Origin of the sequence: Ferrimonas aestuarii (genome assembly GCF_005116665.1) — a bacterium.
Classification (GTDB): domain Bacteria; phylum Pseudomonadota; class Gammaproteobacteria; order Enterobacterales; family Shewanellaceae; genus Ferrimonas; species Ferrimonas aestuarii.
Genome location: NZ_SWCJ01000003.1, coordinates 120,158 through 134,745, shown reverse-complemented (window position 1 = coordinate 134,745; position 14,588 = coordinate 120,158). Strand labels below are relative to the sequence as shown.

At 54.0% G+C, this 14,588-nt stretch carries 10 protein-coding genes; 8 read left to right on the top strand and 2 right to left on the bottom strand.

The features are described 5' to 3' along the window. Window positions 1-30: 30 nt before the first annotated feature. Together FCL42_RS05630 and FCL42_RS05625 are read right to left on the bottom strand one after the other, a co-directional pair. Window positions 31-1,137, bottom strand: a complete 1,107-nt coding sequence (locus tag FCL42_RS05630) for an ATP-binding protein (protein ID WP_136862419.1) — start codon at window positions 1,135-1,137, stop codon at window positions 31-33. After that, window positions 1,134-2,312, bottom strand: coding sequence for a vWA domain-containing protein (locus FCL42_RS05625; RefSeq protein WP_136862418.1), 1,179 nt, complete (start codon window positions 2,310-2,312; stop codon window positions 1,134-1,136). The genes FCL42_RS05630 and FCL42_RS05625 overlap by 4 nt, the downstream gene beginning before the upstream one ends. Window positions 2,313-2,701: 389 nt before the next feature. Here FCL42_RS05625 and FCL42_RS05620 point away from each other — a divergent pair, with 389 nt between their 5' ends. From FCL42_RS05620 to FCL42_RS05585, 8 genes are read left to right on the top strand one after another with little or no spacing between them, the layout of a single operon-like run. Further along, window positions 2,702-5,509 carry a leucine-rich repeat domain-containing protein gene (locus FCL42_RS05620; RefSeq protein WP_136862417.1) on the top strand — a complete coding sequence of 936 codons (2,808 nt, stop codon included), beginning with the start codon at window positions 2,702-2,704 and terminating at the stop codon, window positions 5,507-5,509. Between the two features lie 21 nt (window positions 5,510-5,530). Next, window positions 5,531-8,374 carry a BRCT domain-containing protein gene (locus FCL42_RS05615; RefSeq protein ID WP_136862416.1) on the top strand — a complete coding sequence of 948 codons (2,844 nt, stop codon included), beginning with the start codon at window positions 5,531-5,533 and terminating at the stop codon, window positions 8,372-8,374. Window positions 8,375-8,378: 4 nt separating this feature from the next. Further along, window positions 8,379-11,171 (top strand): BRCT domain-containing protein, encoded by a 2,793-nt coding sequence (locus FCL42_RS05610; protein WP_136862415.1) that lies wholly within the window; start codon window positions 8,379-8,381, stop codon window positions 11,169-11,171. Then, window positions 11,171-12,043, top strand: a complete 873-nt coding sequence (locus tag FCL42_RS05605) for a hypothetical protein (RefSeq protein ID WP_136862414.1) — start codon at window positions 11,171-11,173, stop codon at window positions 12,041-12,043. The genes FCL42_RS05610 and FCL42_RS05605 overlap by 1 nt, the downstream gene beginning before the upstream one ends. Beyond that, window positions 12,040-12,849, top strand: a complete 810-nt coding sequence (locus FCL42_RS05600; RefSeq protein WP_136862413.1) for a PA3715 family protein — start codon at window positions 12,040-12,042, stop codon at window positions 12,847-12,849. Before FCL42_RS05605 ends, FCL42_RS05600 begins: the two co-directional genes overlap by 4 nt. After that, complete coding sequence (locus FCL42_RS05595; RefSeq protein ID WP_136862412.1) at window positions 12,846-13,643, top strand: PA3715 family protein; 798 nt, start codon at window positions 12,846-12,848, stop codon at window positions 13,641-13,643. The genes FCL42_RS05600 and FCL42_RS05595 overlap by 4 nt, the downstream gene beginning before the upstream one ends. Next, window positions 13,643-14,062, top strand: a complete 420-nt coding sequence (locus FCL42_RS05590; protein WP_136862411.1) for a hypothetical protein — start codon at window positions 13,643-13,645, stop codon at window positions 14,060-14,062. The genes FCL42_RS05595 and FCL42_RS05590 overlap by 1 nt, the downstream gene beginning before the upstream one ends. Beyond that, window positions 14,059-14,571 (top strand): DUF3592 domain-containing protein, encoded by a 513-nt coding sequence (locus FCL42_RS05585; RefSeq protein ID WP_136862410.1) that lies wholly within the window; start codon window positions 14,059-14,061, stop codon window positions 14,569-14,571. The genes FCL42_RS05590 and FCL42_RS05585 overlap by 4 nt, the downstream gene beginning before the upstream one ends. The last annotated feature ends 17 nt before the right edge of the window (window positions 14,572-14,588 follow it).

The window sequence follows — 14,588 nt, the reverse complement described above, 5'->3', positions numbered from 1 at the left end:
AGGCGTTACTAGAGTTAAGCGTTGCTAGAGTTAAGCGTTGCTTAGGAACAGCTTGGCCAGTTCTGCATCTGCCAACACCCCCTTCACCGAAGCATTGCCGCTGTTCATCAGATCCTGCATCAATCCAAGGCGCAGATCGTTTGGCAGGAAGGTCAGCTTAAGGAATGCCTGCACATTGCCAATTTGAGCCGGTTTGAGCTTAACGCCACTGACTTTCAGGTAGTGGTGCAGACGGGTACACAGGGTGGCCAGAATGTCGATCCGTGGTGCGGCACCACCGGCGATGCGCTCAATTTGCGGAGCGATCTCCTTATCGAATGATTTCGCTTCTACCATTGCTTGAGGCGAAACCAGCTTACTCAGGTTCTGCTCCACAAAGGCGATGAACGCGGCGCAGGTGGTCTCATCCAAACAGGAGCGAGCCAGAATGTTCACCAGTGGCAGCTGCGACTTCAGATCCTCGATTGGCGCAATGGCTTGGAAGAACTGCACCAGAGAGCGAGGGGTGGTGCGCTCGCCACTGACCAGCTCGGGATAGGTCAATACAAAGTCGATGCCTCTGGGGTCGATGTTGGCACCTTCTGCCCACAGTGCCCAGGCTTTGGCATCAAACTCCATGGTGATGTGCATCATGCGGGTTAGCATGGCATCGTCCATTGGCGTCACCGAGTAGTCACCGCCATCTGGGTTTGCAGTAAGCACAATTTGCCAGCCTTCAGGCAGCGCCCAGCTGATGAGTTCGTGGTTTTGCAGCAGCTGCATGATGCCTCGAAGGATGCGCTCATCGGCACGGTTAACGTCATCAATCAGCAGGATGCCTGGACCAGGTTCGGTCGGCACCCAGTGGGGAGCGGCAAATTGCGTTACGTTTTCTCCCTGCTCATTTTGGGTTACCTGAGGCATCCCCAATAGATCTCCCATCTCCTCAAACTGCGCGGGAGCAATGGCGCGCCACTGCATCCCTTTCTCTTTGGCGATCTGCTCCACCATCTGGGTTTTACCTATGCCGTGACGGCCCCAGATGCAGACAGGAACGCTGCGCTGACCTGATTTAGGTAGCAGATGCTCGATGAAGTTGCGCACTTCTGGCGCTTGGCAGGTTAAACCGTAGTAGCTGTAGTTGTGGCTGTGTGTCATGAATGTCTCGTACTGGTTTCGGTGTCGGTCATGGGGATTACCCGACCGCATTGGCAAAGAGGTGTGCTTTTTATCGAGGTGCGGTCGTTGTGAATCAACCACAGAATTGGGGCCCGCGCCGGAACCTCCGGCGGCGGCGCTTCACCGTCGGTGAAGTAGACGGTGGCATCAACCCTAAGTCGGTTTGCCATCTCAATGGGGGCGTCAAAGCAGGTGCCGCCACGGCCACTGATCTCTTTAGGCGATTCACCTTTGTAGCGGTACTGACGTTTAATTTCGGTATCGCATTCAACGATGGTGAGCTCGGCGCCGGCACGCCAGATGTGATGCAGCTCTTCAAAAAATCGACTTAGCTGCTGGTCATCGACACTGGCAGAGGTATCCACAGCCACCAAGATGTGTTGATGGGGCTGAATGCGGGTGCCCGGTGTGGTGCCGTAGCGCTTCGAAGGGCGCCTTAGGGTGTTTTTCACTGAGGTGCGCCGAGCGCTGGCGGCAAACAGCCTGAGTAGTCGCCGCCAGTTGACCGTAGGGCGCCGACGAGCAATGGCCTGAGCAAGGGCTTCCTGCACGCTAGCGGGCAAAAGGCCTCGTGCTCTGGCGTTTACCTGCTCGGTGCGTTGAGCGCTTTCCTCCAGTTTACTGTCCAGCTGCTGACTCACCAGAGAGCGATGGGCTTCATTGAGCTGACCCAATGCGTTCCAACTTTGATGTCCTTGCCCTGCACCGTCAAAGCCCTGATTGCCCGAGAATTGGTTGCTTTGGGGCAGTTTCTGGTAGTAGTAGCTCAGTTCGCGATGGGGCTCTAATTCAGGGTGACCTAGTCCCGTCAGCCACTGGTTTACCAGTTCGAGAGTTGGGGCATTCGGAGCCAATTGGTCAGGACTGAGGTATTGATTCACCACCAGATCCGCCGCCAGATCAAAGCGGGCTGAGTCCGCGTATTGATGACGGTCGAAGGGGTGCCTTAAGACCAAGTGCAGGGCTTCATGTTTCAGCGCACCCAGCTGTTGAGGCTCACTCAATGCGCCCCAGGGGGTAAAGTGGCATATAAACTGAATGTTACTGTTTTCTTTGAGTTTTATCTCAAGAGGAGCGGTTCCTTCGTCGCCTTGCTCTAGGGTAGCCTTATGAAAACTACTCAGATAATGGCCGTAAAAGGGCTCATTGAGCATCAGTTTGACTAGGATTCGTGACAGGTTGGCGTTGTTTATAGCGTAATCCAGATTAACTATATGATTTACCGTGAATTATCCATACAATGCTCAAGTGGTCAATCCACGTTCGATTTTTGATAGTAAGAGTTTTAGGAGCATTTCGTTGAAACCGATGTTTGGTGATTTTAACGTAAAGCCCGGTACGCGCAGTAACCGTACACAGACGACACCTCGCAGTACCCATCTGGAAACCTGTCCACCACGCTCGACTGAGCGAATCAATTTCTGCAGCCACCCGGCGTATCGAAGTTGAACCTAATCGAATTTTTGAGGTGATTCTCGCTGGTCACCCTTGTTGCCGTGCCTTTGTCGCGCCCCCACCCAGAACAGAACCGTAAGGAGGCTCCATGCAGAGCATGGAACTGGAAGATTACAATCACGACTCCCTGCTGGAATCGGTACACCTTGATGTCGAACATCTGTTTTATGACAGTGATGAGCCGATGGAGAGTTGGCAGCAGCTCAGTCGAGCTTTCCCTCGGCTTCGTAAGCTGACTTTTGAAGATCTTGGCCGCGTGGGTGGCCGCAAAGAGGTCAATGCCGAGTTCTTTCAGCAGTTTCCCAACTTGTCTGAACTGGAGATGCCGACTCGAAGCCGCGATAAACTGTCGGTGAGATTGGAGGGCGTCAATCCGGAGCACTTGGCCAATTTGGAAAAGTTGACGCTGAGCCAATGCCGCGATGAAGATCTGGCGCTGCTCTCAAGCCTACCTAAGCTGACCGAGCTGACGGTGCGCCTCTACCAGTCCAGCGTAAACGTTGTCATCAGTGACCAATCCCCTTTGAAGGTGCTTAAGGTAGGGCTGGAGTCTCAGGTGAAAGCGCTCTGTTGTGATCTTGAGAACAGCCAACTGACCTCGGTGGTTCTGGGGCAACTGGATTACTATGATGATGGCCCAACGGCTCTGTCTGTGAACCAGCTTTGTTTGCCAAGCTCACTGCAAGAGTTCACCTTAGATGCTCACTGTATCGGCAAACTGCCCGGTGCCATCTTGGGTGCCAACCAAGACCTAGACCAGTTAACTCTGAATCTGGGCTCAGCTGAGCTTTCGGAGGATCTTCTCGGTGAGCTTAAGGAGCTCAACCGACTCACCCTAACCTTAAGCGAGCCGACACCGCCCCTGCCTGCGGCGCTGTTTGCCAAGCTGACTCGAGCCACTAAGTTTGAACTTAAGTGCGAACAGACCCCGATTTCAGGCCTGCTGCTGCCTCATGGGATGGTGGTTGAAGATTTTAACTACTTCAATGCCAGTGGGGCACTAGAGCAGGCCAATGCGTTGGTACTGCCAGAGTTGACCAGAGCGTGGGTTTTTGGCTTAAAAGGCGACCAACTGGACTGGCTGGCTCACAGCCCGAAACTCGCTCAGTGTAATTTTGTCGTTAAGGGCAAAGTGTCACAGATGCCTGAGCTGCCGGCGCTTACCAGTTTGACTCTACAAGGGGCAGAGCTGGAGCAGTTACCGACGTCGGTGCTGGGCAGCAGCACCATTGAGCGGCTTAGTTTGCTATCCGTTAGCCTGCCTCGACTGGGAGACATGAGCCAGATGACGGCCCTTGCTGACGTGTGGATTAAGCCTTGGCGTCATGAGCAAGCATCATTGCCAGATCAGCAGGATCTAATCGCCATTCCCGCTCTAAAGTCGCTGCGTCTAGACATTGAAATGAAGCAGTTTGATCCCGCCTGGATCAACCTAAATGCGGAATTGGATTTGGACATCAGCAACGAAAAATTGGCGGCGGAGTGGCAGATCTTAAAGCGCTCCCACCTAAGTGATGAGGAGTCTTTGGGCTACCTGAATATCTTGGCTCCTGTGTATAAGCCAGTTGAGCTGCCATCCATGCCGGCTAATTTCCATTTGACGATGATGGCGGCGAAGTACAACCGCTTTAAGGCGCAGCACAAAGCGTGGCTAAGCCAGTTGGCTCAGCACAATCAGCAGCAGCGACCTTTTGGTGCCGACAGCATCCTGTTTGTTTCTGGTCGCAGTGGCTTTAAGGCCACTGAGCTCAAAGCCAAAGCCGAGGAGGTGGGCTTTAGCCTCAGTAAGAAATTGGATGACAAGGTCACTCACATTTTGCTGGGCAGCGCACCTAAGAACATCGAGAGTTTCGATCTTGAGCGTCACGCCATCATCGATGATTCGGTGCTGCAGCAGTGCTTTGAAGCCAATGCACCTAAGTTTCTGCAGCAGCAGGGCGGCGAATCGATGGAGGCCAGCGTATTGGAGATGTTGGCCTCTCCCGATGAAGCGTCCCACAAGGTTGCGGTACAGATGTTGGAACAGGGCGGGGTGACCGAAGCGATGCGCCTGCCGCTGTTCCTGATTTTGAAAACCACTGCCGACAATAGCTTTCGTAAGCAGATCAAACATCTGCTGGCGGGCATGGGGGATGAAGCCTTCCAGCTGGCGGTAAACGACCGCATCCTGTTCCACAACTGCCGTGGCCTTGACGATTACGGCAACCTCAAGGGGCAGGGGGTGATGGTGGATAAGCTTAAGAAGCAGCGCAGAAAGTGGGGCGAAGTGCTGTGCATGGAGTTTGCGCAGCTGTTCTTTAGGCGTTATGGCGAAGGCCTTATCTACGTGATGCTGCAAAAGACCCCAGCCGAGCTGCGTTTGTCGATGCTGGAGTCACTGGTTGAGGGCGACTGCCTTAACTGGCGCCGAGGCATGGGGATGGATCAGATTCAGGAGTTCTGGCACAAAGAATCTCAAATTAACCTGCACTGGCACCCGATGCACTATCTCAACAACGATAGTCTGCTGGGTGCAGTGAAAATCGAGATTCCAAAGGAGTTGGCCAGCGGGCGTACTATTCGTCGTCTGGATCTGGGCAACTGCCTATTGAGTACGCTACCCAAAGGCGCCGACCAATTTACCGAGATCACCAGCTTAAGCTTGGCCCACAACATGTTGGATTCCCTGCCAAGTGCGATGACCAAGTTCACTCAGCTTGAGGAGCTGGATCTCTCCTTTAACCACTTCCGTGAATTTCCCAAGGTGTTATTGAAGATGCCTTGGCTGAAGAAGCTGGATTTTCGCCGAGCCACCCGTCCTGGACTGGATGAGGATTATGGTTCGCACTATCACAAATTGCGGGTACCGCAGGCATTTTTAGAAGCCTGCCCAGACTGCGAAGTGCTTCAGGATTAATGAGTTAGGATACAATTTTCGATGACTAAAAAAGCTTCTTTGTATGAGTATGACCTAGAACAGTTGGAACAGGTCCACCCTGAGGTCACCAATCTGCGCTACCGGGTGAGTGACGTTGCCCCTGACTGGAACAAGATCGGTCGAGCTTTCCCTAATGTTGAACAGCTCTATTTTGGCAGCTATCTGGAGCCTTTGCGCCCCATTGATGCCGAGATGTTCAGTGCGTTTCCGAATCTCAAAATTCTCAACTGCGAAACCAATCCGCTGGAGCTCTCCGAGGTTAAGCCGGAGATGGTTAAAAACCTCAAGGCGATTCGGGGAGCGGTGGTTACCCAAGCCGACCAATTGGGTTATCTCAAACACTGTCCGGCATTAACCGAGATCTACCTTGATGTGGAGAAGGGTTCTTTGGCTCTGGAGCTGCCTGAAGGAAGCCGCCTCCAAACGTTACACCTTCGGGTCGATGAAGTGGATCGACTGGCCCTAAACCTCTCTGGGGCCAAGGAGCTGACTGAGCTTCACCTCTATGGTCTTCACTATAATGGTGGGTCTTATATGATGCAGGTGGAGCAACTGCTGCTGCCCGACTCAATTAAGAAGATCTCCATCTCTCCCAACTGTCAGATGCAGATAGAGCGAATTATCGATGCTGGAAATGCCGAACTCAATGAGATGCGATTGGAGGCCGATAAGTTAACTGTGGCTCCCGGTGGTTTGATTCGAGCTAAATCTGTGAAGGAGGTGCACCTCAATGTGGGGCTAGATGGCACAGAGGTTGCCAGCGATCTGTTTTGCCAACTGGGCAGCGCTGAGCGTTTGATGTTCCTGCCTCACAACGCCAGTTATAACCTGACGGAACTGGTGGCGCCGCTGCAATCTTTAACCTCTATCTATCTGTTTTCAGAGGGCAAAGGAGTGGTTGGCGATCTTAACTTGCCGCACTTGGATCACCTGTTCGCCACCGGTGTGCCATTTACGCAACTGGACGGCCTGAAAAACTCACCAAAGCTGACTAAATTGGAGCTGCGTGACTCTGGAGAGCTGGGCGAGGCCAAGGTGCTTAGCGCCCTAACTAATCTGGAATACCTGCAGCTGGAAGGCTTTACCGATGCCGAGCTACCGTTAACGCTGCGCCAGCATTCTGGCATCACTCGATTGCGAGTGAGCAACGGCCCTACCGAGCAGCTTGGGGATCTGAGCGCCATGACAGGCGTTACCGAGATTCGAATCGAGCAGTTTAGCCATCATGGCCCATGCACCGCGCTGCCGGCATTGGAGCAACTGCTGACCGCACCATCGCTGAAGCACCTGAATCTCAACCTGACGGCACAAAGCGGCGATCGCACCGACTTTTTGATGCACATGCCTCCAGAGATTGAGGTGGAGTTTGGCATCTACAACCAAGTGGCTCGCAGTGAAGCCCTGAACAAACAGCGGCGAATTTTGCTAAATGCCCCTCTGACTCTTGAGCAGCGACAAACCTACTGGCAACAGCTGTATCACGCGCCAAAGCCAAGGGATTTGCCCGAGATGGATGGCCGTTTCCACCTGACCTTCCTCGAGGCCAAGTACTCGCCATTTAAGAAACACGCCCACGCCTGGCTAAGAGCCAACGCCGAGCAGGCGTTAACTCGTCGCGCCCTAGGCAGTGATACTGTGCTGTTTGTGTGCGGTAAGAGTGGGTTTAAGGTCACCGAGCTCAAGGCTAAGGCTGAGGAGCTGGGCTTTAGCATCAGCAAGAAGTTGGACGACAACGTGACCCACGTGTTGGTCGGCGCCAATCCGAAGCAGACCGAACTATTGGATCTGCAGCAGCATCTGCTGATCGACGATACTGCCCTAAGCCAGTGGTTTGAGCAGGCGGCGCCGCAGTTTTTGCAGCAGGAGCAAGCCATAGACAGCGGCATGGTTGATACCGTGATGACCATGTTGAACTCTCCAGATGAAGCCTCCCATCAAGTGGCGGTGGAGATGCTGGCGCAAGGTGGTGTCACCGAAGTGATGTGGATGCCACTGTTCCTGATTCTGAAAACCACCAGCGATAAGGCTCTACGCAAATCGATTCAGCAACTGCTGGCCGGTAAGGGGGATGACCTGTTCCAGCTGGCGGTCAAAGATCGCATCTTCTTCGAGTCGGATCTGCGAGGCCTGAACTGGGAGGGCAACCCAACCGGTGAAGGCCCGATGTTTAAGAAGCTCAAGGGGCTGACCAAACGTTGGGGACGTCCTTTGTGTATCGATTTTTCCAAAGCCTATTTTGACCGTTATGGCGAGGGACTGGTGTGGTTGCTGACCCAGAAAGAGGAGTGCGAGCGCCGCCAAGCCATTACTCGCTCGTTCGTGGAAGGTGAATGCCTCAACTGGAACCGAGCCTGTGGCTTTGAACTGATGGTGAAAGATGCCGATGAGGAGCGCTTGATCAACTGCCATGGCTCCCCAGACATCTACATGCAGAACAGCTTTGAGCTGGGTAAGCCGAAGACCCGCTTGCCACAAGCCCTGCCCGAGCAGATGCGGATCACTGAGCTTGACCTGCATAACACCTACTTGAATGCGCTGCCTGCCAACTTTGAACGTTACCAGCAGGTGAAGAAGCTCAATTTGAACTTCAACCATCTGGAAAAGCTGCCGCCGAAGCTGGCTGAGCTGACCGAGTTGGAGGAACTGGATCTCTCCTTTAACCACTTTACTGAGTTTCCTAAGGTGCTGTTCAAGCTGAAAAACCTGAAGAAGCTCGACCTGCGCCGTGCGGCAGAGCCTCTGTACCGCTGGGGCTATGACGCCGAGCAGGGCTATGAGTCGATTCGAGCGCCGCAAAAATTCCGCGATGCGTTCCCTGATTGTGAAATTCTAGAGGACGCCTAAGGCCATGAGCGACGTGGTTCTAAATGATGACAACCTAAACGAGCTGCTGAGTAAGGAAAACAGCGCTCGCAGCTTGTACTACGATTGCCAAGCTAAGGTGGACTGGTGCGCTCTAGGTCGGGCTTTTCCAAAGTTAACTCAGTTTGACATCAATCATTGGGATAATGAGATTCCGAGGCGAATCTTGGATGCCAGCTTCTTTCTGGCCTTCCCCTACCTCACCAAGCTGAACGCTGGGGATTGGTTGATGGACTTTCGAGGCTTGAAGTCCAAGCAGATCCCCTTCATTAACGATTGGCGTGGTGGTGTGCTGGCTCGAGGTGAGGATCTTGGGATCATGCTGTCTCGCTGCGGTGAGCACATCAAAACGGTGGTCATCGACGCAGGCACAGTGACCTTAACGGCTAAGCACAAGGTGAAGGCGTTTAACTTGACCTTAGAGCTTGGCAAAGAGGTGACTGCCCTAGACATAGAGCTTGGTTCGGAGAAGCCTGGGGCGTTTTACATTAAGCAGAAACGCGCCGCAGCGCCTTTGAATGTGGTTAATTTCATTGCCCATCAGGTTGAGTATCTGCAACTGTCTTTAGATAAATTGGGCCGGTGTAAATTGGCACTGCCGGAGCGCATGAAGCAACTGGATATCAGCGCCCGCAGCTGTGGTGACGATGCCGAGCTGCTCCTGCATCGCCTCGCGGAAGCCGATGACATCGAGCTGGATTTGCCCTTTAAGCAAAGCCCGTCGCAGCCCTACCCAGATCTGAAACGGGTTATCAACTTTAGTCTGTCGCTTCCCAAACACGCCGGGCCGATTCCAGCCCAGTGGCTGGATGGCATAGAGTCGGTTTCCAATCGACTGCAGCTGCATCAGCCTGTGGATTATCCGGGATTCAGTGCTCTGCTTCAGCGCTGTAACCTGTTACGCAGAGCCAGCTTACCCGCTTTGGAGGCTGAATCAGTAGAAGCCCTCAGTGGCGCAACCAACCTAAGTCAGGTTGAGATTCTGCCTGTTGCAGCCGAAAGCGCGCTTTGGCCCAAGCTGTCTCAGGTTAAGCGCCTTACCTTGGTAGGCATGGAGGGGGCGGCATTGCCACAACCCATCAGGCAGATGACCCAGCTTGAAGAGTTGGAGCTTAAAGATTGTCGCCTGAGCGGTTTGGGCGATCTCAGCGCCATGACCGCATTGGCCGAGCTTAGCATCGAGGTGAACCCTAAGAGTGAGCCTGCCAAGGCGCTGTGCTATCAGCCCCTATTGAGCTTGCCGAAACTGCGCCAATTTTACCTAGCACCGCACCCTGAAGGCGCTGCGCCCTTGGCTTTGCTGCAGTTGCCAGAGCTTAGGTGGCGATTGGATATTCCTAAGCGCAGCCGTCGCAGTGAGCAGCTGATGGAAGAGGTGGGGATCTTGGCTCGCAGCCTGCTGACCCTTGAGGAGAAGCAGCGCGGCTACCGTGCCCTCTACGACTGCGCCAAGGTGAAGGAGTTTGTGAGTGAAGACATCCGTTTGATTCTCACCTTCCTAGAGAAGCAATATAAGCCCCTTAATGGTGCATGCCTGCAGGGGCTTGAACGCCATGGGGCCAACGCCCTTGAGCAGACGTCCATCGATCACCACTCATGCCTATTTATCTGCGGCAAGAGTGGCTTTAAGGCCGCCGAGCTTAACGCCAAGGCCAAAGAGCTGGGCTTTAGCCTGGCCAAAACCCTAGACGATTCGGTCACCCACGTTGTTGTGGGCAAAAAGCCAACCTATGTGCATCGCATAGACCCCGCCCGTCACGTCATCATTGACGATGGCGCGCTTGGCGCTTGGTTAAGACAGGCCAAGCCTGAGATGTTGCAGCAGCAAGATGAGGGGACGTTGGCCATGGTGGACAACGTGCTGGCGATGTTGCGCTCTCCCGATACCAGTGCCCACAAAGTGGCGGCGCAGATGTTGGAGCAGTGCGGGGTGGCCCCTACGCTGCGAATGCCGCTGTTTTATGTGCTGAAAACCACCAAAGATAAGGCCCTTCGGGAGCAGGTTCGCTCGCTGCTAAGAGGCCAAGGAGACGGTTTGTTCCAGCAAGCGATCGGCGATACGGTGCTGTTTTATGGTGATGTGGACAGCGACAGTGGCGAAAGCGAGTTCTATAAGCGCCTTAAGCGCCGAGTGAAGCACTGGGGCATTGAGCTGTGTTTGGAGTTTGCTTGGGAGTACTTCCAGCATCAAGGTGATGGATTGCTGTTGCTGCTGGAGCACAAAGAGGACACGCCACAGCGCCGAGAGGCGATCTTAAGTCTGGTTGAGGGAGATTGCCTCAATTGGCGTCGAGGGGCGGGCTTCTATAAGTTGGTTGAGCAGGGCAATGACAAACAGCGGATGGATTACCACCGTAGCCCAGACATCTTCCTTGTGGATCGCGGCTGCATCGGAACCTTGAAAGCGCCGCTGCCTGAGTGGCTCCCGCAGCAGCAGGTTATTCGTGAACTCAACATGGGTAACTGCTATCTAGGCCAGTTGCCGAAAGGAATTGAGCACTACAGTGAACTGACCAAGCTCAATTTGAGCTTTAACCACATCGAAGAGTTGCCCTCTAAGCTCGCCAAGTTGAAACAGCTGCAGGAGCTCGATCTCTCCTACAACCACTTCTACGAGTTTCCTGAGGTGATCATGAAACTGAAGTCTCTCAAGAAGCTGGATCTTCGCTGCGCCACCAGGCCATCAACCTTTGGTACCTATCAAGAGGACTATGAGCCGTTGCGTGCCCCAGAGGCACTTCGCAAAGCGATGCCGGATCTGGAGATTTTGGAAGACTGATGATGACTCAATACCGAACTGTCGTGAAAGTGGGGCTTCTGAGCTTGGCGATGCTGGCCCTTGGCGGTTGTAGCAGCTTAGGTGGGGTTTCAACTCGCCATCAGGACGAGCAGATTCAAACTCTGCTGGGCCAGCTGAATCTGTGCCAGTACGACAAGGCGGAGCGTAAACGTATGTACGATGCCGCCAAAATGGGCAACAAGACGCCTTATCCGCTGCTGTATTGCGAAGGGGAGCGCAGTGCCAAGCTTGAGGCTCGTTTTATGGAGAGCCGAAAGACGACACAGTTTGAGATCTTGGGCAGCCACTTTGAGGCCGATGGCCACGGGGCGGCGCTGGTAAAGATCCGCACCCCAGCTTGGCGGGGATATTGTGAAGCGCTGGATATGTGGGACCGCGAGTTGTGCGAGCCCATCGTAATGGGGATCAACGCCCCTCAGCTTAAGAAAGTAGACAACAGGCAGCGAGAAAGCCTGTTGGCTCTGCAGGATGTCCTGTCTTTGATGGGACCGCCGCCGATGATGGTGGATTATTACCTGATGCCTCTTAAGCGTCAGAGCGGCGGCGAGCTTATCCCCAACTGGGTGGAAAATGGCGGCGCAGCCAGAGCCAATTTAGGATTGGCGGAGAAGCTGGGCGAAGAGGTCGGCCCAACGCCAGTTCATGCCTACGACCTGCAATACGACTTGCTAAAACAGGACGATTTAGCACCTCAATATCTGGGGGTGTTTTATTATGCCACCCCGCAACTGCTTGATTTCGCGCCGCGACCAGAGGCCCAATACAGTGTGCCTTTGCGCCGTGGAGTGCCTGGCCGAGGTTATCGGACCAGCGTCTATCGAGCCGTCATTGGAAAGAGAGAATTTGAATGAAACCAGCAATATTGGTAGCGGCGCTGCTGTTTAGTGGCAGTGTCTTTGCTGAGTGTACCGAAATGGACACTTGGGTTTGGGAAGAGGACTCCAATCAGTTTGGAGGCGGTTCACTGCATACCTGTGGCGCCTACCCTGCGGATGAGTCATTGCGGGTGATCTCCTATCACACTTGGGCGGAAAATTATGGCACTGGCAAGCAGACGCTGCTGTGGCGCGTGTTACTGGCCAAAGCCGACCGGCCTCAAGTGGTGGCGTCGACCAACCTGCGATTGTGGGGCGGGGCGCTGATTGATCTGGATGAGGAGCAGATACAGGATCGCTTCTTCATCGATAAGGCCAACTACCCGCTCAATGACACCACCAATGCTTTTGCCATTCGCGCCGATCTGGGGATGAACGACTATTGCCAGACCCTAGTGCGAGACCAGTTTGTCACCCTGTTTGTTCGCCAAGGGGACGCCCTAAAACCGGTGATGAAATACCTGCCGTTGAAGCAGGAGTTGGTAACCGAAGGCAGCCCATGCAGTCGTGAAGGTTACAGCAAGACCCTCAAAGGAGAAGGGCGGCTTGAGCTGCTTGATACCAAAACCAACGGCTATCGTGATCTGAGATTATCCACTACGGCGGTGCTTGAGAGCTACGATGAAATGGCGCAAGAGTCGGTGGACGAAAGCGCCCCTGGCCAGTGGGAGGAGTCGTTTAAGCGCGAGACCCTTCAGTTTGATACTGTCTTGAAGTTTGATGGGCACCGCTATCCAGTGCAGTGGGAAGCGCTGCCAGCAAAAACGTGGTGGCAACAATGAATATCGTTAAAGGACAAGGGATGATGAAGCCCCTATTTACCATTGCTGTGGCGCTGATGATGGTCGTCCCCATGGCGCAGGCGGCGCAAAGCTGCTCTTCGGATCAGATTGAGGCACTGGAGGAGGACAAGCAGTTCTTTGGCCCGCTGTCTTGGCCGGTGTGTAAGGCTCTGCCAAATAAGCCTGAATTGACGCTGGCATCCTATTACGTGTGGACCGATGGCGGCCCAGCGGGCGAGCGAGTATATCAATGGAATACGCTGATCATGGACAGCAGTTCCCATGAGGTGCTGGCTAAGTATCGTCAGCAAATTGAGGAGGACAGCTACACCAAGGTTCGCCCAGATAGCATCTGGCTTGATACCGCCAATTACGCCCTCAACCAACAGACACGCGCCTTTGGAGTAAGGCTGGATATTGGCCGCAAACCGACCTGCTCTAAGGAGTACAAAGGTCAGTACTTTTCCCTGTTTGTCTACCGAGAGCACATTCTGAGCCCAGTGCTAGAGCGCCTGCCGATGGAGTATTCTCGAGTGCATGACGGTAAGGACTGTGGCAACAATCAGCGCTGGGATAAAGAGGTCGCCAAATCTCAGTTGCAGATGCTGTCCAGCAAGCACTATGGCTTTGCCGACATCAAGGTCAAATCCAAGGGCAAGATGACCTACAAACCGAAAAATCGCCAGCGAGATAAAAGCCGTACCCACGTGCAGACGCTGTGGTTCGACGGCGAGCGCTATCGTTTTGTCGAATCGGAACTGCCAGGCTACCTGTGGAAGGACGGCGACTTCTAATGGTTCAGGCGTCAGCAGCACTGAGGCCGCTGCAATGCAGCTATCTGGCCACTGTGGTTATTTATTTGGGCAGCTGGGTTTGGCTGCCCGCCGCGTGGCTGTGGGCGGCGCTGCTGGTGTGGACGGGTTACGCCTGGTATCAGCAACAGGGAGCTGCGTTTAAGCAGGCATACCTGAGCCTAATTCAGGCGGTGGCGCTCCACCTTGGTTTGCAATTGGCGGCCTTTGGCTCATTGATGATGACGGGCAAATACAATCATGGTGGCCTATTTAGCGGTAATGGTGCTGAGAATTTTGGCAACCTGCTGATGTTTGCCCTGCTTGGTGCCATCTTGGCCTTAACGGCAACACTGTGGCCAGGGGTACGGTTAGTGAAAAGTTACCGTGCTTTGATGTCGGCTCAAGCAGGTGAGCCATGAAGCGATTTAAGCTGTCACAAGTCTCCTTCCTGATGTGGTTTATGTTTATCATCTTCTCTTTTGCGGTGGGGCTGGCGACCTATGTGGTGCATCAATTTCATGCCTCATTCAACTGGCCGACGGCGAAGGGGATCGTGGTGGATTGCTGGATAGTTGAGCGCTACCACGAACGCAGCAGCGCCGAGTCCCATTACGAAGTCGGCATTGAGTACCTCTACATCATCGATGGCGAAGTGCATCACAAGAACAACAAAACCGACATTACCGGCGCCATTCCCGGGTACTCTCTGGAAGAGGCCGAAGCGCTGGCGGCCCAGTTCCCCAGTGGCAAGATGATTCAGGTGCATTATAAACCCAGCGATCACGACACCGCGGTGATCCGGCCTACCATGCATCTGTTTATGATTGTGGGGTTAGTGTTGTTCTCCTTGGTGCTGTTGCCGGTCTGCTATGTGATGTACTTGCAGATGACGTCAGACCCAGACAGCTACATTGTTCGTCATGTGTAAGGGGAGCTCTCTTGCCG

What these genes read in the sequence shown, in the direction of transcription:
- FCL42_RS05605 (WP_136862414.1), top strand. Translation starts at nt 11,171, where the DNA reads ATGATGACTCAATACCGAACTGTCGTGAAAGTGGGGCTTCTGAGCTTG.
- FCL42_RS05585 (WP_136862410.1), top strand. Translation starts at nt 14,059, where the DNA reads ATGAAGCGATTTAAGCTGTCACAAGTCTCCTTCCTGATGTGGTTTATG.
- FCL42_RS05600 (WP_136862413.1), top strand. Translation starts at nt 12,040, where the DNA reads ATGAAACCAGCAATATTGGTAGCGGCGCTGCTGTTTAGTGGCAGTGTC.
- FCL42_RS05610 (WP_136862415.1), top strand. Translation starts at nt 8,379, where the DNA reads ATGAGCGACGTGGTTCTAAATGATGACAACCTAAACGAGCTGCTGAGT.
- FCL42_RS05625 (WP_136862418.1), bottom strand. Translation starts at nt 2,312, where the DNA reads ATGCTCAATGAGCCCTTTTACGGCCATTATCTGAGTAGTTTTCATAAG.
- FCL42_RS05615 (WP_136862416.1), top strand. Translation starts at nt 5,531, where the DNA reads ATGACTAAAAAAGCTTCTTTGTATGAGTATGACCTAGAACAGTTGGAA.
- FCL42_RS05595 (WP_136862412.1), top strand. Translation starts at nt 12,846, where the DNA reads ATGAATATCGTTAAAGGACAAGGGATGATGAAGCCCCTATTTACCATT.
- FCL42_RS05630 (WP_136862419.1), bottom strand. Translation starts at nt 1,137, where the DNA reads ATGACACACAGCCACAACTACAGCTACTACGGTTTAACCTGCCAAGCG.
- FCL42_RS05620 (WP_136862417.1), top strand. Translation starts at nt 2,702, where the DNA reads ATGCAGAGCATGGAACTGGAAGATTACAATCACGACTCCCTGCTGGAA.
- FCL42_RS05590 (WP_136862411.1), top strand. Translation starts at nt 13,643, where the DNA reads ATGGTTCAGGCGTCAGCAGCACTGAGGCCGCTGCAATGCAGCTATCTG.